The organism is Caballeronia grimmiae (assembly GCF_022879615.1).
GTDB classification, from domain to species: Bacteria; Pseudomonadota; Gammaproteobacteria; order Burkholderiales; family Burkholderiaceae; genus Caballeronia; species Caballeronia grimmiae.
In genome coordinates this window covers 601,305-620,118 of the sequence record NZ_CP084272.1, presented here as the reverse complement: position 1 = coordinate 620,118, position 18,814 = coordinate 601,305, and the positions used below count along the sequence as shown (strand labels likewise).

The following is an 18,814-nucleotide window of genomic DNA, read 5'->3' as shown; positions in this document are numbered from 1 at the left end:
AGCGTTAGCCGGAGCGTCGCGTGCTGTGCTCGCGCGCTTCTTGCGCGCTTTCATAGATGTAGGGCGCGACGCCCCGTTGCTTGAGCGCATCGCCGAGTTTCATGCGCAGAAAACTGCTGGTGGTATAGCGCGTAACACCGTCGTATAGGCCGCTGACGAGTCCCGTGACCATTTCCGAGTAAGCATCGAGCATCTCGGGGCGAATCGAAAAGTTGTCGTAGTTGACGATGACATGCGGCTTCGTCTTCACGTCCGCCAGTTGCTTCTCCACTTCGCGGCGTATGTCTTCCACGTCTTGCAGCGTGGCGACTTCATGCCCTTCGAAGTTGATGAAGAATAGGTTCTTCTCCGCGTCATAACTGAAGCGTTCGGCCAGTCCGAGGCCGAGCAGCACGTCTCGCAGGCCCATCGGCGTATCGTGGAAAATGCGCTCGTTCATCAGGCGCGGCGCCGACTTGATAACGGGCCTGAAGCCCATCTGCGCGACGATATCCCGCTCGATATCGATGCCCGGCGCGACTTCCGTCAACACGAGCCCTTCTCCAGTCAGCTCGAACACACAGCGTTCGGTGACATACAGCACCGTCTGCCCGCGCTCGACAGCATAGCGGCCGCTAAAGGTGCGATGCTCGACGGCATCGACGAACTTGCGGCAATCGCCGTCGCGACGAATGTTCAGCTTGCCGGCGTCGATCGCTATATCGAGCTTGCCCGCGTTGAACGTGCCGACGAATACGACCTTCTTCGCGGACTGACTGATATTGATGAAGCCGCCGGCGCCCGCGAGCTTTGGCCCGAACTTACTGACGTTCAGGTTGCCTTCTCGATCCGCTTGCGCAAGCCCGAGAAAAGCGATGTCGAGGCCGCCGCCATCGTAGAAGTCGAACTGATACGGCTGATCGATGATGGCCTGCGTATTCGTCGCCGCACCGAAATTGAGTCCGCCCGCGGGAATGCCGCCGATCACGCCGGGCTCGGTCGTCATCGTGAACAGGTCGATCACCTGTTCCTCGTTCGCCACACTCGCAATTCCTTCGGGCATGCCGATGCCGAGATTCACGACGCTATTCGCCATCAATTCAAACGCGGCGCGGCGTGCGATCACCTTGCGTTCATTGAGCGGCATCGGCTGCACGGAACTCGCGGCGACACGCAACTCACTGGAAAACGCCGCACTGTATTGTTCGCCGAACGTCTGCCAGTGATTCTCCGGACGCGCGACAACAACGCAATCGACCATCACGCCGGGAACCTTCACTTGTCTTGCACTAAGTGTGTTGGATTCCGCAAGCCGTTCCACTTGCGCAATGACGATGCCGCCTGAATTGCGCGCGGCCATCGCGATGGAAAGTGCTTCGAGCGTAAGCGCCTCCTTTTCCATCGTGACGTTTCCATTGAGGTCGGCGGTCGTGCCTCTCACGATCGCGACATCGATGGGAAAAGCCTTGTAATACAGGTACTCAACGCCGTCGATCTGCATGAGCCGCACGATATCCTCGGTTGTGCGCGCATTGAGTTTGCCGCCGCCATTGCGCGGATCGACGAACGTGCCGAGGCCCACGCTCGATAGTTGTCCGGGCCGATGCGCGGCGATATCGCGAAAGAGTTGCGAAATGACGCCTTGAGGCAGGTTATACGCCTCGATGCGGTTCTCCATCGCGAGCTTTTGTAAGCCCGGCACGAGTCCCCAATGTCCGCCAACGACGCGCTTGACCAGTCCTTCATGCGCGAAGTGGTTCAGCCCTTTGGTGCGGCCGTCGCCCTGCCCTGCGGCATAAACGATCGTGAGATTCTCGACTGGCTCGTGAGAATCGGATGACGCCTTGTCTGTGCTTTCGAGGAACCGTGCTTCGAGCGCAATGGCCACTTCTTCAGCGAAACCGACACCGACGAAGCCGCTCGTCGCGATGGTGTCGCCTGAACGAATCAACCGGACGGCCTCACTCGCGGAAACGATCTTGCCGCGTTCCACGAGGCGCGCCGACGATGGAAACGGATGACGAGGCGTGGCGGTCATGGTGTCTCCTTTATTCGATGCTCGTGATCATCGCGCTCACGATGCTTCGCATCACGGTATCACCAAATTGCAATCAATGGCTCGCGCCGAGATACGCCGCCTTGACTGAAGGATCGTTGCGCAACTGCTCCGCTGGACCATGCGTCGCGACGCGACCGTTTTCGAGCACATAGCCGTAATCGGCGACATTCAGCGCAGCAGCGGCGAACTGTTCGACGAGCAGCATCGTCACGCCGTCCTGCTTGAGGCGCTCGATGATACGAAAGACTTCTTCGACGAGGATCGGCGCAAGACCCATGGATGGCTCATCCAGCAGCACGAGATCGGGATTAAGCATGATGGCGCGCGCCATCGCGAGCATTTGCTGTTCGCCGCCGCTAAGCGTCCCGGCGAGCTGGTGCCGGCGCTCCTTGAGCCGCGGAAACAGCTCGATCGCCCGTTCGAGATCGGCAGCCACGTCGCCTTTGGGACGCGCCCACGTCAGGCGCGGAAATGCGCCCAGCAGCAGATTGTCCGTGACGGACATCGTCGCGAATACGCGTCGTCCTTCCGGCGAATGCGCCAAACCCAGACGCGCGATCTTGTGAGAGTCCAGTGCGTCGATACGCTTCGCCGCATCGCCGACGCCCATGGTTATTTCGCCGTCAGTCGGCTTGATCATGCCGGAGATCGCGCGCATGGTCGTCGTCTTTCCCGCGCCGTTCGAGCCGATCAGCGTGACGACTTTCGCCTTCGGCACGTTGAGCGATATGCCGTGCAGCACTTTGACCTTGCCATAGCCCGCGTGGAGGTTATTGATCGTTAGCATCGGTGATCCTTCTCGTGGCGTTGCTCTGCGATTGTCTGAGCGTATTCATCAAGCCGTTTCCGCGGCCTTGCCGCCCAGATACGCTTCAATCACTTTCTCGTTAGCCTGAATGTCCGCAGGCTTGCCTTCCGCGATCTTTTGTCCGAAGTCGAGCACCGACACGGTATCGCACACGCTCATCACCACATCCATATGATGCTCGATCAGCACCAGCGTAATGCCGTGATTGCGCACCTTGTGAATGATCGCGACGAGCTCGCGAATATCCGGCGCAGTGAGTCCGGCGGCAGGCTCATCGAGCAGAAGCAATTGCGGATCGAGCGCGAGCGCCCGCGCGATCTCGAGCAGACGCTGCTTGCCATAAGGAAGATTGCGCGCCTCTTCGCCCGCGACGTGCTCCAGCCCCACGAAACGCAGCATGTTGAATGCGCGCTCGCGTGCGGCCTGCTCTTCCCGCCGATAACGCGGGCTCATCGCGCCGACATCCGCGAAATTCGAGCGAAACGTATGATGCAGACCCACGAGCACGTTCTCGAGTGCGGTCATCTCGCCGAATAGCTGTACGTTCTGGAAAGTGCGCGCGATGCCCGACAGCGCGATCTTCGATGAAGTACGCCCGCCCAGCGACTCGCCCTGATATTCAATGACGCCCGAGGTCGGCACATAGATGCCCGTCAGGACGTTCATCATCGTGCTCTTGCCCGATCCGTTCGGTCCGATCAGGCCGTGAATCGTGCCGCGCTTCACCGTCAGGCTGACGTTGTTCAGCGCTTTGAGGCCGCTGAACTGCATCAGTACGCCGCGGACATCGAGAATGGCATCCGCGCCTTCGCGTGCGACGGCGGCGACTGCATCGTCTTCGCGTGTATCGTTTGCAAGGGCGCTGGTATCGACCTTGGTGACGCGCACGCGCCCGAGATGCAGTGACTTTCGCACGAAGCCGACGATGCCGTCCTGCAAGTAATAGACGACGAGCAGAATCATCAGGCCGAATATCGTGAGACGCCAGTCGGTCAGCGCATCGATCCAGAAAGAGAATGCGGCAAGGCCCGCCGTGCCGATCACCGGGATCGCCACGCGCTGCGGCGTCGTTGTCTTGCGTGCCAGCGCAAGCGCGGCTCCTGCAACGACGAGCACGGCCAGTGCGGTAGCGACGATCCGGAAGTTCGCTATGTCGTCGAGCAGCTTGGGCAACAACACGATGACTGTCGAACCGATGATCGCGCCCGTGCGAGTCTTGCGCCCGCCCATAATGATGGCGAGCAAGAAGAGAATCGTCAGTTCGAAGTTATAGGTATTCGGCGAAATGTATTGCTCGGAATAGGAATAGAGACAGCCAGCCAGTCCGGCAAAGCCCGCACTGATCACGAACGCATAAACTTTATAGCGATAAACCGACACGCCCATGCAATCCGACGCGATGGGGCTATCGCGCAAGGCTTCGAACGCACGCCCGAGATGCGACTTCAACACGCGATGCACTACGATCAGCGATGCCACCAAAAGCGCGGCAACAAGCCAGTAATACTCGACTTCATCGAGCTTGTGACCCGCCAGCGTAGGCTTGGGAATCTTGAGTCCCATCGGGCCGTTCGTCAGGGAGTCCATCTCGTTGATGAGAATCTGGATGATCGTGCCGAATGCGAGCGTGACCATCGCGAGATAAGGACCGGACACGCGCAGCGCGGGCAACGCGAGTATCGCGCCGAACGCGGCAGTCACGGCGATTGCGAGCGGCGCGGTCACATAGAACGGCAGGCCGAGCTTCGCAAACAGAACGCCCGCCGTATAAGCGCCGACGCCAAAGAGGCCCGCGTGACCGAGCGATACCTGACCGGTGTAGCCCACCACGATATCGAGCCCGAACAGCAGGATCGCGTAAATCATGATGGTTTCGACGAGATGGATGTAATACGGATTTCCCGACACGACCGGGAACGCCGCAAGCGCCGCCAGGCCGATGAGGGCCGCAATCCAGTTCTTCGCTTTGTTCATGGCCGCCTCAGACTTTCTTGATCGCTGTCTTGCCGAACAGACCCGCAGGCTTGACCGCAAGCACGATCAAAAGCAGCACGAGGCCGGGCACATCCTTGTAGCCGGTGGAGATATAAAAGCCCGTTGTAGTCTCTGCGATGCCGAGAATCATGCCGCCGACGATGATGCCCATGCCGCTCGACAAGCCGCCGATAATCGCCACGGCGAAAGCCTTGAGGCCGAGCACCGCGCCCATCGTCGCGCCTGTCAGCGTCAGCGGCGCAATCAGAACGCCTGCAAACGCCGCCGTCAGCGACGACAACGCATACGAGAACGTGATGACGAGTCCCGTATTGATGCCCATGAGCGCAGCGGCATCGCGATCGTTCGCGGTTGCCACGACGGCCTTGCCGAAGATCGTTTTGCGATTGAAGAATTCCACCGCCAGCATCATGACGAGCGCGCCCGCTACGACAAGCAGTTCCATCGGCAATACATTCGCGCCGAACACGTGAAGCGGCGATTCGGGCAGCGGCGAAGGAAAGCGCAGATCGTCACGCCCCCACACGTTTTCCGCGACGTTCTTGAAGATGATGCCAAGCGCAATCGTCGACATGATCCAGCCGAATTCCGACTTGATCTTGATCGCCGGCCGCACACCGATTCGCTCGACCAACGAGCCTTGCAGAAGCCCGAACAGGCACACGAGCGGAATCATCAGCCAGTAGTTGACGCCTGCCGATACGAGCGTCAGGCCCACGAGTGCGCCGAGCATGAGCGCATCGCCCTGACCGAAGTTCAGCGTGCCGGACGTCGCGAAGGTGAGCTGATAGCCGAATGCGATCACCGCGTAGATCATGCCAAGCGCGATGCCGCTATAAATGAGCTGAAGAAGAATCATCGTCTGGACGCCTTTGGATCGGAACACCAAGCGCATGCGTCAAGCCGCGCCCCCCATCTGCGGCGGGCGCGGCTCTTACCCTCGGAATGGAACTCGTGCGTCAGTTCGAAGCGGTCGTCGTCTGCTTGGTGCGCAGCGTGCTGCCGCCTTTCTTGTCCGCGTCGTATGCGTAGACGACCCGCCCGGCCTTCACTTCACCGATCACAGGCACGTTCGGGCTGATTGCCTCGTGGTCCGCCTTGGTGAAGGGCTTGTCGTAGGACATCACCACGCCGTCCACCTTGGTGCTCAGGTTTTCGAGCGCTTCCTTCACCTTCGGGCCATCGGTGGAACCGGCTTGCTTGATGGCCGCCGCGAGCAGATAAACCGAGTCGTAGCCTTGCGCCGCCGACACCGGCGAATCGATGCGATCGTTCTTCGGCTTGAATTCCTTCACGTACGCTTCGATAAAGGCTTTACGCTTCGGCGTATTCGCATCCTGAATGAAGGTCTGCGGCATGCGCGCGCCTTCGCCATTCGCGCCGGCGTTGTCGATATAGTTCGCCATGGAAAGCGTCCAGCTGCCGATCAAAGGCACTTTCCAGCCGAGCTTCGCCATGCCGTTGGCAATCTGCGCAAGCTCGGGTCCGATGCCATAAGTAAGGACAGCTTCCGCGCCCGCCGCCTTTGCCTTGAGCAATTGAGCGGTCATGTCGACGTCCTTGATATTGAATTTCTCGACTGCCACAGGCTTGATGCCCTTCGACGAGAGCGCCTTTTCAAGGTCTTCGCGGCCAAGCTGGCCGTAGTTCGTCGAATCGGCGAGGATCGCGACTTTCTTGAAGCCGCGCTTGGTGATGGCTTCCTCGACGATCATCGGCGCCTGAATGCGGTCGGCTGCGGCGTTGCGGAAGACGTAGTTGTCGGGCTGATCGTCGAACTGTTTGGTGACGACCGAACCCGTCGCGACATTGTTGAAGACAGGGATCTTCGCTTCCTGGAAGAAGCGTTGGGAGGCGAGCGCAACGCCGGTATTGATATAACCGACCACGGCTACGACCTTTTCCTTGTTGATCAGCTCTTGCGCGATCTGCACGCCGCGTTCGTTCTTGGCTTCGTCATCGCGCTCTACGAGCACGATCTGCCGCCCGAGCACGCCGCCCGACTTGTTGATTTCCGCAGTCGCGAGCCGCACGCCATCGCGCATGCTGACGCCCATCGACGACGAGCCTCCCGTGAACGGGCCGTCGACGCCGATCTTGATCGGATCAGCCGCATAGGCCGACGAAAAAACGCCGAACGCGAGCATGCCCGCGATGAGCTTCATCTGCATTCCCATTTCTGTCTCCGTCGCTTTAACCGCTTAGTGAAAGCCTGACCGCCCGATTCTTTTAGCTGTCGCTCTAATTAGGCGCTTGGTGACCGAGTTTAGAAAAATGTAAGGATCAGACCATATTCGGACATACCCGAACGGCACGAGCGTTAGCGCACATCGGGACGCAAAACCGCGGCATTCCGAGGCGGCCGCTTCGGGATGCAAAGGAACAGCGAAGGAAGCGATGCACTCTTTTAGCGCGGCGTGCCCTGCTCGACGGCGTGCGTGAACTGGCGCAAGACCGCGGCGGAAGCATCAGTCACGGCCCAGAACGTCATGCCGTCGCGATTCCAGCGTGCAAGCGCATAGCCATCATCGGACTGAGTGACGACGATCTGTCCATCCTTGAGCGGCGGCTTCTCGGGAAAAACATAAACGTCGATGGGATGCTTCAGATATCGATAAACAACAACAGCGACCGGCCGATGCCCGACGTAATCGAGCCGTCCGCCAACGAGCGCGAAGCCGGGTCCAGCCGGATCGACTACAGGCGGCGCATAGTCGATGCGGCCGTTGAACCACGGCTTGACCGTGTGCTTGTCGCTGGACAATACATCGATGGGCCGATCCGACATCAACGCGCGCACGTGGCTCGACACGATCTCCTGCGCGAGCGGTGCATCGCTCGCAGGACGCGGCGCGGCCTCGAACCACAGCATCGCGCCCAGCACCATCGCGGAGAGCGTCGCGCCCGTGAATGCGCCGCCAAAGAATGGCCCCGGCAAAGCAAGCCCCAGACGCCACGGACGGCGGCCTTGCTCAGGCTTTTGCGAGCGCTGACTTTCCTCGCGCACGCGCGCCAGCACTTGCGCGCGCAAATGCACCGGCGCGTGCTGATAAAGCGAGCCATCGTTGAGCCTCGTATCGAGCGAAGCAGCTTCGTTATTGTCCATTGCCCGACTCCTCGGAATGACCCGGCCCCGACTTGCGCACGAGCCTGACGCTCGGTCTGTCGCATTGCGCCGCGCGCACGGCCCCGGCCAGCATCTTGCGGCCTCGCGCAAGCCGCGACATCACCGTTCCGATCGGCACACCCGTGATGGCGGCGACTTCCTTGTAACTCATGTCTTCCAGTTCACGCAGCACCAGCACCTCGCGAAAAGCGAGCGGCAACGCCTCCAGTGCGCGATGCACGAGGTGGACTTCGTCCTTACGCACTGCAAGCGTCTCGGGGTTCACGCCGGCTGCGTCGGACCAGCCAGGCAAGGCTTCATCCCTGGCGATGTCTTCATCGTAGGGCGTCCCGTCGGCCATGTGCACGCGCTTGCGCCACTCGGTGAACCAGGTGTTGCGCACGATAGCCAGAAGCCATGCACGCGCATTCGCTTCTTCGCCGCCTTCGAAGCCGCTAAAGAAACGGAATGCGCGTAAATAGGCTTCCTGGACGACATCATCCGCGTCGCTCGCGCTGCCGGATAGCCAGCGCGCAAGGTTGTATGCGGCGTCGATATGCGGCATCACGGTCGCCTCGAAGCGCGCATGCGGGGACTTCTCTGCTCTCGACCTGCTGGGCCACATCGCGCGGGTCTCCTCAAGGCGGATCAACACACGCCCGGTGTCGCGCGTGCACATCCTCCTTTACTTGTTGCAGGACCGCTTTATTCCCTTCCCCCGAAGAAATTTTCCAGGAATATCGCGCCGCGTAAGCCGGTTCGATGGACGGATGCCCGCTGCGTCATTCATTGCCTCTTACGTCACTCGCAAAGGAACCATCATGAATACCGAACTGAGGGATTTGCCGCCCGCGTCCGAACTGGACGATCACGGCAAGCGCCGGCGCACCGCTCTGTCCTGCATGGCGTGGGCGGGCGCAGGCGTGTTGTGGACGATCAGCGGCGGCGTGCCGCGCTCGAGCTTGATTTCCGCTGCTCATGCCGAGGAAAGCGCGCATTCCTTCAGCTTCGTGCAGATTAGCGATAGCCATATCGGATTCAACAAGGACCCGAACACGGAACCGGCGAGCACGCTCGAGGCAGCCATCGGCCAGGTGCGAAAAATGCCTCAGCGCCCCGCTTTCATGATTCATACCGGCGACATTACACATCTCTCGACGCCGGCCCAGTTCGATACGGCGACGCAGATCATCGGCAATGCAGGCATGCCGGTGCATTACGTCCCCGGCGAACATGACGTGCTCGTCGATAACGGCGACCCGTTCTTTGCGCGCTTTTCCGTGCAGTATGGACGCGGCAGCACGCGTCACTGGTATAGCTTCGACGAAGGCGGTGTGCATTTCATCGGCTTGACGAATGTGATCGACCTGAAGGGCGGCGGCCTCGGCTTTCTAGGCGATGAGCAACTCCCATGGCTCAAGCAAGACTTGCAGGGAAGGACGAGCAGTACGCCTATCGTCGTATTCGCGCATATACCGTTATGGGCGCTGTATCCCGCATGGGGCTGGGGCACCGACGACAGCGCGCAAGCACTCACCTTGCTGAAGCGCTTCGGTTCGGTGACGGTCCTGAATGGACATGTGCATCAGGTCGCGCAGAAAGTAGAAGGCGACATGTGTTTTTATTCGGCTATGTCGACCGCGTTTCCGCAGCCCGCGCCGGGCGCGGCAACCGGCCCCGGACCGATGAAAGTCGGCGCAGACCGCTTGCGATCGATGCTCGGCTTGCGCGCCGTGACGCACGTTGCGGGACGCGAGCAGTTGGCTATCGTCGATACATCGCTGGCGGAGGCAGGAGCATGAACATCACGCTCATTCGACAATGCGCCCGGCAGTTTGCAATCGCACTCGCCATCAAGGGCCTCGTTGGCGCGATGCCATCCGCTTGCGCCGAAGAACCTGCACAACAAGTGGCGGCTGTGAGCGCGCCCGTCGTGTCCATCGACAATTTCGCGTTCAACAAGGACACGCTGACCGTCCCTGCCGGCACGAAGGTGACATGGACGAATCACGATGACATGTTGCATACCATCGTCGACGAAGCAAAATCATTCAAGTCCGATCCGCTCGACAGTGGCGACAGCTTCTCGCATGTATTCGAAAAGCCGGGAACCTATAAGTATTTCTGTTCGCTGCATCCGCACATGACAGGAACCATCATCGTGCAATGAACGCGCGACGCCACGGCGCGGTCTGTCAGCTTCGCGCTTTGGCGATCGCGTCGAGGTTGCCTTCGCCGAAGCCATGATGTCCGCGCCGCTCGACGATTTCGAAGAACATGTCGCCCGGCTCCCGTTCGATGAAGGTCTGCAAGAAGAGTTGCGGCGTGCCGTCGGGCAGGATCTCGCCATCGACGAGAATTCCGCGCGTGCGCAGCTTGTCGATATCGAGGCCATGACCGGGCAGCCGGGCGTCGATCTCATCGTAATAGCGTTGCGGCGGCATGAGAAAGCGCACGCCCCGCGCGCTGAGGGCATCGACGGAAGCGAAGATATCGGCGGATGCCAGTGCGATGTGCTGCACGCCCTCGCCTTCATGATCGGGCAAATATTGCTGCATCAAGTCCGTGCGATACGTGCCCTTCTCGTAGACCGTAATGCGGATTGAGCCGCATGGCGAGACCGTGACAGCGGAATCCTGCGACACGTGCCAGTCCGGATGCACTTGATGAATTTCGCGGAAATGCAGCACGTCGTCGTAGAAATCGAGCCATTCGCGGATGCGGCCAGCGCCGACCGTCTGCGTGAAGTGATCGACTTCGAGCAGGCCCGCGCCTTTGAGATCTGCATTCGCATCGGGAATCGCGCGGAAATCGATGTCGTATATCGATGTTTCGCCGCTATTCTTGCCCGGCCAGTGATCGACGAAATAGATATGCGAGTCGCCAATGCCTTGAATGGCCGGTATTGCCAGTTCGTTGGGGCCGATCTTCTCGCCTTCGAAATCCCATGCGCCGTAATCGACGGCGCGTTCATGTGCCGTTTGCGCATCCAGCACGCGAATGCCGATGGCCGCGATGCCGACGCCATGCGTTTGGGCGAACCGCGTCGCGAACGAATCCGGCTCGGCATTCAGCAAAAAATTCATGCTGCCCTGCCGATACAGCGTGACCGCCTTGCTGACGTGCTGCGCAACCGGCGTGAAGCCCAGCCGCTCGAATAATGCGGCGAGCCCTTGCGGATCGGGACTCGAAAACTCTACGAACTCCAGCCCCGCAATGCCGAGCGGATTCTCGCCGATCTGAGATTCGGCGGCCGTGCTGGCGGACGGAGAAAAGTCAGCGGAGTCAGGCTGGGTCATCGGCAATACCTCGAATTGTACGAACCGGTTCACGGATGCGAAAACTACCATGACTGCCGCATCGCGTGCCACCATCGCGTTTGCGTGGCACATCTTTGCATCTAGAGTAGCGGCAGCGTGTCGTTCGTGTCAAAGCGGGGCCCGCGCGCGCCTCAGGCGGCCAGCCGCGCGGGGCTCATCGAGAGACGCCTGACCTGCGGCGGAAATACATTCCAGGTGCCATCTTCGTGGCGGAAAAAGATGATCGCAATGGAGCCGCCTGCATGCCACGCCTCGATGCGAACGAAGCGCATGCCTGTGAGATGCGAACGGCACAGTTGCACGACGCGTGCCGGATGCGCCGGCGAAGGTGCGAGCCATTTATCGACGGCCCAGTGAAGTGAATTTTCGGGGGTGTCCATGATGGTCTCCTCACATGGCTAAAGACGTATTCAGTCCGCTATTTGCAAACGCGCTTTCACGGCGGCGCCGTTCGGCCGAAACATAGGCCTTGAGCAGTCCCTTGAGCGCATCGAGCGCGACGCCTGGATGAACGAGGCACGCGCGGACCTGACTGCTGCGCGCTTCACCGAACAGGCACCATGAAACGAAGTGCTCGCAGTTATTGGTCAACAGGCGGTAATGATCCTCGCCGAGCCTGCTGCGCGCGCGCCGCACCGCTTCCATGCCGATGAAACGTGCAGCCGCATGCTGGCGCATCGTCACGCCATAGCCGCCCGCAAACTGCGCGAGCGTCACTTCCTCGATCGGACCGCGATGCAGTGACTTGGCGAAGCCGGCATAGTGGATAACCATGCCGTTACCCGCATATATTCCGTGATGCTCATACCCGGAGCGGCGCGTGACGACTTCGGCGCCGAGGGAAAAGCCGTGCTCGGCGGCTGTTTCATCGAACGATCCGGACGTTTCGCTGCTTGACATGACTCGCTCCGTTATGAGTTCTTCGGGTGGCGCCAGGTGTTTGTGCGACGCCTGGTTGCGATGTCATTCGCAGCTTTCTTGCCAGTTTTTTAGTGCCTTGATTTGATTGAATTTATTAACTTTGTCGACTCGAAATGATGGGATGGTGTTCGCGTCGAACAAACGGCGCTTCCCCGTTTCTGTTGGGATTTGGCCATCTGTCGGTAGGTGCCCCGGGTGTCGGTAGAAAACTGACTGGCGGATCGCGAATGTCGGTGCGCGCCCAACGCCAGGCGACGCAGGCCCGCGTCGAATGGGCCGCGAGCGCCAGCCACGAAGTCGGCATACGACTTGCATTGGCTCACGCGTCCCTCAAAGCGCTTTGCGGAGAATGAATATGAGCGTCCTATCCGTCACCGATCTCGAATGCAGTCGCGAACTCGACGACGCGGCGATGTCGGCCATCAGTGGCGGCGGCGGCGCGCCGTGGGTCTTTGGCTGGATCACGCCGTACATCTCGGGGCGTCAGGAAGGCTTTGGCGGCGTCGTGAATATCTACGACATCACGAACAACTTCACTGCGGACCAGATGATCAATCAGTTCCAGTCGGTCAATGTCCATAATTCCGGCAACGGCGCGAGTCTCAACGTTAGTCCGAACGCAGCGTCGGCAAATAGCGAGGGGTAGCGGCCAGCGCGTTTAGCGCGCGCGCTTTCTGGCGCACAATCGGCGAATTGCGTGCGCGCTCAGGATCAAGGGAGGTTGTCGTGACCTTCACGGCTGAATTTCGATGGACATCGGCTGCCCGCTCCGATGTCGGATGCATTCGGCAAATCAACGAAGACGCCCTGCTCGATTCACCCGAGCGCTGTCTGTGGGCCGTCGCCGATGGCATGGGCGGACACGCTGTCGGCGATCTGGCAAGCCGTATGGTGATCGAGAGCCTGTCGGCTATCTCGTCCAATGGCGGGCTTGCCAGTGTCATCGCGGATGCGCGCGAACGTCTCATCGACGTCAACGGCAAGCTGCGCATGGAGGCCGCCAGACGGCTGGTATCGCGCATCGGCAGCACCGTGGTCGTGCTTGCCGCTCGCAATGGCGCATGCGCTTATCTCTGGGCCGGCGACAGTCGAATCTATCTTTTCAGGAACGGAAGGCTCGTGCAATTGACGCGCGATCATAGCCACGTCGAAGAACTCAAAGCACGCGGGCAGTTGACCGCGGAAGAAGCGCTGCATCATCCCGCGCAGCATCTGATCACACGCGCAGTGGGCGCGCTCGACGTTCTCGATCTCGACGAAAGCACCGTGGCGCTGAACGACGGCGATACCTTTCTCTTGTGCAGCGATGGCCTGTCGAACGAGATCAGCGAAGCGGAAATGGCAAGCGAACTCACAGCGGGCAACTGCGAGCTCGCCGCGCAAAGACTGCTTGAAAAGGCGCTGGAACGCGGCGGGCGAGACAATATCTCATTGGTCGTCGCGCATGCGGAAGACGTGATGGCGATGGACAGGACTCAAGTCAATCCGTCGATCTAGCGTCTCTCGCCTTTTGCGCTGCAAGCCGGAAATCCTTTGAATGAAGCCCATGTTTTTTCAATAGCATTTGCAGGTGTGACCGGTTCATCTCGTAGCGCCGCGCGAGTTCCGCTACCGTGCCGCCCACTTCCTGCAAGCCGCGTTCGAGAAAGGCACGCTCGGCTTCGTCGCTTGCGACGCGCTTGGCTTCGCTCAGGGAACTCGCCGTGGCAATCCCGTCGCCGCTTGCCGATGCTCCGCCAATGGCGAGTGACAGCGACGACTTCGGCCTGATATCCAGCGGAAGATGCTCGATATCCGCCATCTCCCCGGCCAGACATGCAAGCCGGTACACCACGTTGCGCAGCTCGCGGATGTTGCCGGGATAATCGTAGTGGCGCAGAAAATCGCGCAGCCTGGGCGACATCTTCACGGGCCGGCGTTTGAGCGTGGCCGCAGCTTCATCGCCGAAATACGCAAGCAGAAGCGGTATCTCGTCGCGACGCTCACGCAGTGCCGGCAAGGTCACGTGGATCACACTCAGGCGATAGTACAAGTCTTCGCGAAAGCGCCCTTCATCGCAGAAGCGCCGCAAGTTGCGGTTGGTCGCGGCGACGATGCGCGTGTCGACCGCGATGGGTTCGTCGGAACCTACGCGCTGAATCTCATGCGCTTCCAGCACACGCAGTAACTTCACCTGGCCTGAAAGCGGAAGCTCCCCAATCTCGTCGAGAAAGATCGTGCCAGTATGTGCGCTTTCGAATTTGCCTTTGCGGTCGTTCGTTGCGCCGGTGAAAGCGCCTCTGCGATGCCCGAATAACTCCGATTCGAGAAGATTGTCCGGAATCGCGCCGCAGTTGACGGAGATATAAGGCTTGTCCGCACGCGAGCCGTTGGCGTGAATGACCTTGGCCATCAGTTCCTTGCCGGTGCCGCTTTCGCCATCGATCAGAACGGGAAGGTCGGTCGGCGCAGCTTTCTCCGCAATTTCCAGTGCTTCCAGCAATTTCGGGTTGTCGCCGAACGTGCCTTCGAAAACGAAGCTGCGTTCGATCAGCGCCTGCCGCCGGGCCGCAGCCGATAGCTCGCGCTTCGGCTCCGAAGCTGCGGCTTGCACGAAGCGCTCCTTGTGCGAAAGTTGCATGACTTCGTCGCGCAATGCGCTAGCCTGACGCAACAGCTTTTCGATTTCCGGGCGCTCGAGGCGGGAAGTCCATCGCAGCGTCGAGCGCAATATCTCGATCTTCTCGATGATTCCCGCATACGAGATCGCCGATGCGGGCACGCTGTCGCTTTCAGGCTGGTCGAGTATTTTCATGCTGCGCTCAGTTGCTTCTGCACGAGTTGGTAATACATGCCCTTTCTTGCGACGAGTTCGTCATGCTTGCCTTGTTCGACGATGCCGCCTTCATAGAGCACGAGAATCTTGTCGGCGCGCATGATCGTGGAGAGTCGGTGCGCGATGATGACCGCCGTGCGTCCCTTCAATATCTCCTGCATGTTGCCGAGGATATTGCTTTCCGATTGCGTGTCGAGTGCGGACGTAGCCTCGTCGAATACGAGCAGACGCGGATCGTGATAAAGCGCGCGTGCGATGCATAGCCGCTGAATCTGTCCGCCCGACAGCCCGACGCCCCGCTCGCCCACCACCTGCTCATAGCCGAGCGGCATGCGCGTGATGAACGCGTGGGCATCGGCCATCTTGGCGACTTCCTCGATGCGCCTGCGGTCCGGCGCTTCATCGCCGCTCGCGATGTTATCTGCGATGGTTCCCGAGAACAGCAGATTGCTTTGCATCACATAGCCGATCTGCGCACGATAGAAGCCTTTGTCGATCACGTTGATGTCGTAGCCATCCACCGTCATTTTTCCTTCGCCCGGCGCATAGAAGCCGACCAGCAATTTTGCAAGCGTCGTCTTGCCCGATCCGCTTCGGCCAACCACTGCAATCAATTCACCCGGCTTGATATCGAAGCTAATGTTTTCGAGCACATAGGGCGTGTCGCCATCGCCGTAACGGAAGTACACGCCGTTGAAGCTGATATTGCCCTGAAGGTCCGGCAACATCACGCGCTGCTGCATTTCAGAAGGTTTCTGCTCTGGCTCGATGTCGAGTACATCGCCAAGCCGCTCCATTGCGACGCCCGCATCGTTGAGCAGGCTCCATAAGCCGATGAGCCCCATGAGCGGCGACAGCACGCTTCCCATGAACGCGTTGAATGCAATGAGTTGTCCAATGGTCAGTTCGCGTGAAAGCACGAGATTCGCACCGACCCATAACACCGCGATGGTCGTCGCGGCATTCAGCAACTGACTGCACAGTCCCACGACAATGTTGAATCGCTGCGACTTGTACTGCACTTCCAGGGACTTTGCATACTTCTTCTCCCATTTCAGGCGCACCGCCCGTTCGATGCCCATCCCCTTCACCGTTTCGACGCCGCCCAATGCCTCCATCAGATAGGAACGCGCGTCCGTGCTGGAAGAGAACATCTCGCGCGCATTGTGCTTGATGCGCGGCGTCGCCAGCACCGTCAGCGCCATCAGCGGAATCACGAATGCGATGAGCAAGAGCGTGAGCTTCACGTTGTAGAGAAACATGATCGTGAAGTAGATGAACACCATCAGCAGATTGAGCACCGTCGTGACCGTGGACTCGGTGAGAAACGCGCGGATCGTATGGTTTTCCTGAAAGCGCGCGAATACGTCCCCCGTCTTGCGCTTCGCAAAAAAGCTAAACGGCAGCGAGAACGTATGCTTGAAGAACTGCGACATCATCGAGAAGTCCATGTTTCGCACCATGAAGTTCGCGAGATAGGCGCGTATGGTGGACATGAGTTGAGAGAAAACATTGGATACGATGAGTCCCGCAATCAGCACATGCAGCAGCCCGACGTTCTGATGCACGATCACGCCGTCGAGAATGTTCTGGATGATGAGTGGCGGAACGACGCCCAGCATCTGAATGACGAACGTCGCAAGAAAAAGGTGCAACAGTATCTTGCGATAAGGCTTGAGATAACCGACGAAGCGTATCCACGGCGAATTGGACACCGCCTGTTGCACGAGGTCTTGCGCGGGCGTGAAGAGCAGGCACGTGCCGCTCCAGCCACGTTCGAACTCGCCCGCTGTCATCTTTCTGAAGCCGATAGCCGGGTCTGCGACCCAGACGTTCTCGCTCGATATCCCATAGACGATGATGTAGTGATAGCCCTCCCAATGCGCAATGAACGGCAGCTCGAAACCACGCAGCGATTCATAGGTGCACTGCATGCCGCGCGTCGTGAATCCGAGTGCTTCGCCGGCGCGCGCAAGGCTGTCGAGCGTCGCGCCTTGCGTCGTCACGTTTGCGAGTTCACGGAGCTTGCCGAGCGTCATGCCGATGCCGTAATGCCTGCATATCATGGCGAGGCACGCAGCGCCGCAATCCATTTCTTCGGCCTGCTCGACCCATGCAAAGCGCTTGATGACGCGCTCGCCGAATTCCGGCTTCGTCTGAAGATCGAGCATTGCGGGCAGCTTGCGCCGCTCCGCCAGCTTCCTTTGCCGCTGCAATTCACGCTCGATGTACCGGATGCGCTCTTCGAGCACCTCGCGCAGTTTGACATTGCGCTCGATGATGAAATGCACGGTCTTTTCAGGTATGACGAGCAGGCGCGTATCGACGCTCGCAATGGCCGACGCCATCTGCTCCTGACGCATCACGCAAGCCTTCTCGCCAAAGATCTCGCCGGGGCCGAGCGTCGCGATCACATGTTGTTGGCCGCCTTCATCGCGCACGAGGCGCACTTCTCCTTGCCGCACGACATAAAGGCGTCTGTCGTCGCGCGTGTCCTGCTTGAAGATTTCCTTGCCTTCGCCGATGCGCTTGACGCCGACGCTGCGCACGCACTCTTCGAGTTCCGCCTTGTTCAGCTTGCCGCGCAAATCGAATAGCTTCGCGACGAAACCTCCGGCGGAAGCAATGGCGACGTAGCTCGTGACAAACGCAAGCGCGGCGGGATTCCTCGCGATGACCGGCTCGATGACCTTGCGCGGAATGAACAGCAACTCTGTCTTGCCGGAGGAACGCACCGACGATTCATGCCGATACTCGCGCAACATGGCGATATCCGCGAACGTCTCGCGCTCCTTCTTGACTCCCATGCTGATTTCCTTGCCGTGCTCCTCCGTGAAGATGCGCACGGAGCCGGCCCTGACGATGAACAGGCCATCGGCCGGATCGCCCGCATTGCATATGGTCTCGCCGAAAGCATAGCGGCGCGACTCGGCGTGCGCGGCGAGTTGCTCCGTTTCCTCGCGCGAGAACGGAGAGAGTAGCTCGACTGCCGCAAGAAACTCGGCCGTCGAATCGAAGGTGGAAGGGGCGTCCATTGGCGTGGCGGCGGCTTAACGCGCTTCGATCACGTGCTCTTGCGCACGCGCAAGCAGCCATTCTTCGCGCAACAGCCGGCGTATTTCGGCCGTCACGTCCTCGTCGAGCATCGCGGGATACGTGGCTGTCACCGCGAAGATTTCATAAGCGGAGCCATCGGCGGATAGGAACGGGCCAAGAAGATCGCCGGGCGCGGCGTTGAAGACTTTGGCCTCGATATCCGGCTTGAGCTGCCCGCGCATGACACGTCCAATGACACCGCCACTCTCGCGCGTATCGGCCAACGAATGCTCGCGCGCCATGTCTGCGAAGCTATCGGGATCGTCGCTAAGATACGAAATCATCTCTTTGGCGCTGCCCTCTGTGTCGAGCACGATATGACTTACTTCGATGCTGTCGAACTTCGGCGAATTCAGTTGAAAGTACTCTTCGATGGCCAGCTGCGTGCCGACCTTCTCCAGCATCTTTTCCTGATAAAGCGTGTCTGTGATGAAGACTTCGAATTCGTCGAGACTTACATTCAGCGCATCGAGATAGTTATTCATATCCGTCGCGCGATGCAGCCCGCGTATGCGCCGGAACTGATCGGCGCGCGTCTGAATCTCATCGGCCGTCAGTTCGATCCGCGCTTTCCTGGCCGCACGTACAGTGAGCTTGTCGCGTACCAGTTGCTCGATGAGTCCGTCGAACTGACCATTGAGTTTGAGAAGCCGAATGAATTCGCCCACATCGACCAATTCGTCATCGATACGCACAATTGCTGTCATATCGTTCT

At 59.7% G+C, this 18,814-nt stretch carries 17 protein-coding genes; 4 read left to right on the top strand and 13 right to left on the bottom strand.

The genetic code is table 11. From position 1 onward, the window contains the following. Positions 1–4: 4 nt before the first annotated feature. The 7 genes from LDZ21_RS16470 to LDZ21_RS16440 form a co-directional block, all read right to left on the bottom strand. Complete coding sequence (locus tag LDZ21_RS16470; protein WP_244794872.1) at positions 5–2,017, bottom strand: acyl CoA:acetate/3-ketoacid CoA transferase; 2,013 nt, start codon at positions 2,015–2,017, stop codon at positions 5–7. 73 nt (positions 2,018–2,090) lie between these two features. After that, on the bottom strand, positions 2,091–2,825 hold the full coding sequence (locus tag LDZ21_RS16465) for an ABC transporter ATP-binding protein (protein ID WP_244794871.1): 735 nt from the start codon (positions 2,823–2,825) through the stop codon (positions 2,091–2,093). Between the two features lie 48 nt (positions 2,826–2,873). Beyond that, on the bottom strand, positions 2,874–4,820 hold the full coding sequence (locus LDZ21_RS16460; protein ID WP_244794870.1) for a branched-chain amino acid ABC transporter ATP-binding protein/permease: 1,947 nt from the start codon (positions 4,818–4,820) through the stop codon (positions 2,874–2,876). Positions 4,821–4,827: 7 nt separating this feature from the next. After that, entirely contained in the window at positions 4,828–5,700 is an 873-nt protein-coding gene (locus LDZ21_RS16455; protein WP_035963688.1) for a branched-chain amino acid ABC transporter permease, read from the bottom strand. 100 nt (positions 5,701–5,800) lie between these two features. Continuing rightward, positions 5,801–7,012, bottom strand: coding sequence for an ABC transporter substrate-binding protein (locus LDZ21_RS16450; protein WP_404981086.1), 1,212 nt, complete (start codon positions 7,010–7,012; stop codon positions 5,801–5,803). Between the two features lie 236 nt (positions 7,013–7,248). Beyond that, positions 7,249–7,947, bottom strand: a complete 699-nt coding sequence (locus LDZ21_RS16445) for an anti-sigma factor family protein (protein ID WP_244795852.1) — start codon at positions 7,945–7,947, stop codon at positions 7,249–7,251. Then, a complete protein-coding gene (locus LDZ21_RS16440) occupies positions 7,937–8,572 on the bottom strand; it encodes an RNA polymerase sigma factor (protein ID WP_244795851.1) in 636 nt (211 codons plus the stop codon). The genes LDZ21_RS16445 and LDZ21_RS16440 overlap by 11 nt, the downstream gene beginning before the upstream one ends. Before the next feature lie 196 nt (positions 8,573–8,768). Between LDZ21_RS16440 and LDZ21_RS16435 the strand changes: the two genes are divergently transcribed. Both LDZ21_RS16435 and LDZ21_RS16430 read left to right on the top strand, forming a co-directional pair. Next, on the top strand, positions 8,769–9,749 hold the full coding sequence (locus tag LDZ21_RS16435) for a metallophosphoesterase family protein (RefSeq protein WP_244795850.1): 981 nt from the start codon (positions 8,769–8,771) through the stop codon (positions 9,747–9,749). Beyond that, on the top strand, positions 9,746–10,117 hold the full coding sequence (locus LDZ21_RS16430) for a cupredoxin domain-containing protein (RefSeq protein WP_244795849.1): 372 nt from the start codon (positions 9,746–9,748) through the stop codon (positions 10,115–10,117). Before LDZ21_RS16435 ends, LDZ21_RS16430 begins: the two co-directional genes overlap by 4 nt. A 25-nt stretch (positions 10,118–10,142) precedes the next feature. Here the strand turns inward: LDZ21_RS16430 and LDZ21_RS16425 are convergent, their stop codons facing one another. From LDZ21_RS16425 to LDZ21_RS16415, 3 genes are all read right to left on the bottom strand, one after another. Then, positions 10,143–11,246, bottom strand: coding sequence for a 4-hydroxyphenylpyruvate dioxygenase family protein (locus LDZ21_RS16425; RefSeq protein WP_244795848.1), 1,104 nt, complete (start codon positions 11,244–11,246; stop codon positions 10,143–10,145). Between the two features lie 152 nt (positions 11,247–11,398). Beyond that, a complete protein-coding gene (locus LDZ21_RS16420; protein WP_035963682.1) occupies positions 11,399–11,647 on the bottom strand; it encodes a hypothetical protein in 249 nt (82 codons plus the stop codon). A 10-nt stretch (positions 11,648–11,657) separates the two neighbouring features. Continuing rightward, on the bottom strand, positions 11,658–12,167 hold the full coding sequence (locus LDZ21_RS16415; protein ID WP_244795847.1) for a lecithin retinol acyltransferase family protein: 510 nt from the start codon (positions 12,165–12,167) through the stop codon (positions 11,658–11,660). 376 nt (positions 12,168–12,543) lie between these two features. Between LDZ21_RS16415 and LDZ21_RS16410 the strand changes: the two genes are divergently transcribed. Continuing rightward, the gene (locus tag LDZ21_RS16410) at positions 12,544–12,834 is read left to right on the top strand and encodes a hypothetical protein (RefSeq protein WP_244795846.1); all 291 of its coding nucleotides are present in this window, start codon (positions 12,544–12,546) and stop codon (positions 12,832–12,834) included. Between the two features lie 80 nt (positions 12,835–12,914). Beyond that, positions 12,915–13,685 (top strand): PP2C family protein-serine/threonine phosphatase, encoded by a 771-nt coding sequence (locus tag LDZ21_RS16405; RefSeq protein ID WP_244795845.1) that lies wholly within the window; start codon positions 12,915–12,917, stop codon positions 13,683–13,685. Here the strand turns inward: LDZ21_RS16405 and LDZ21_RS16400 are convergent. Genes LDZ21_RS16400 through LDZ21_RS16390 form a run of 3 tightly spaced genes read right to left on the bottom strand, consistent with a single transcriptional unit; the run spans position 13,669 to position 18,806 of the window. After that, positions 13,669–14,982 carry a sigma-54 interaction domain-containing protein gene (locus LDZ21_RS16400; RefSeq protein ID WP_244795844.1) on the bottom strand — a complete coding sequence of 438 codons (1,314 nt, stop codon included), beginning with the start codon at positions 14,980–14,982 and terminating at the stop codon, positions 13,669–13,671. The genes LDZ21_RS16405 and LDZ21_RS16400 overlap by 17 nt on opposite strands. Further along, a complete protein-coding gene (locus LDZ21_RS16395; RefSeq protein WP_244795843.1) occupies positions 14,979–18,038 on the bottom strand; it encodes a peptidase domain-containing ABC transporter in 3,060 nt (1,019 codons plus the stop codon). Before LDZ21_RS16395 ends, LDZ21_RS16400 begins: the two co-directional genes overlap by 4 nt. 15 nt (positions 18,039–18,053) lie before the next feature. Next, the gene (locus LDZ21_RS16390; RefSeq protein WP_244795842.1) at positions 18,054–18,806 is read right to left on the bottom strand and encodes a peptidylprolyl isomerase; all 753 of its coding nucleotides are present in this window, start codon (positions 18,804–18,806) and stop codon (positions 18,054–18,056) included. Positions 18,807–18,814: the final 8 nt, after the last annotated feature.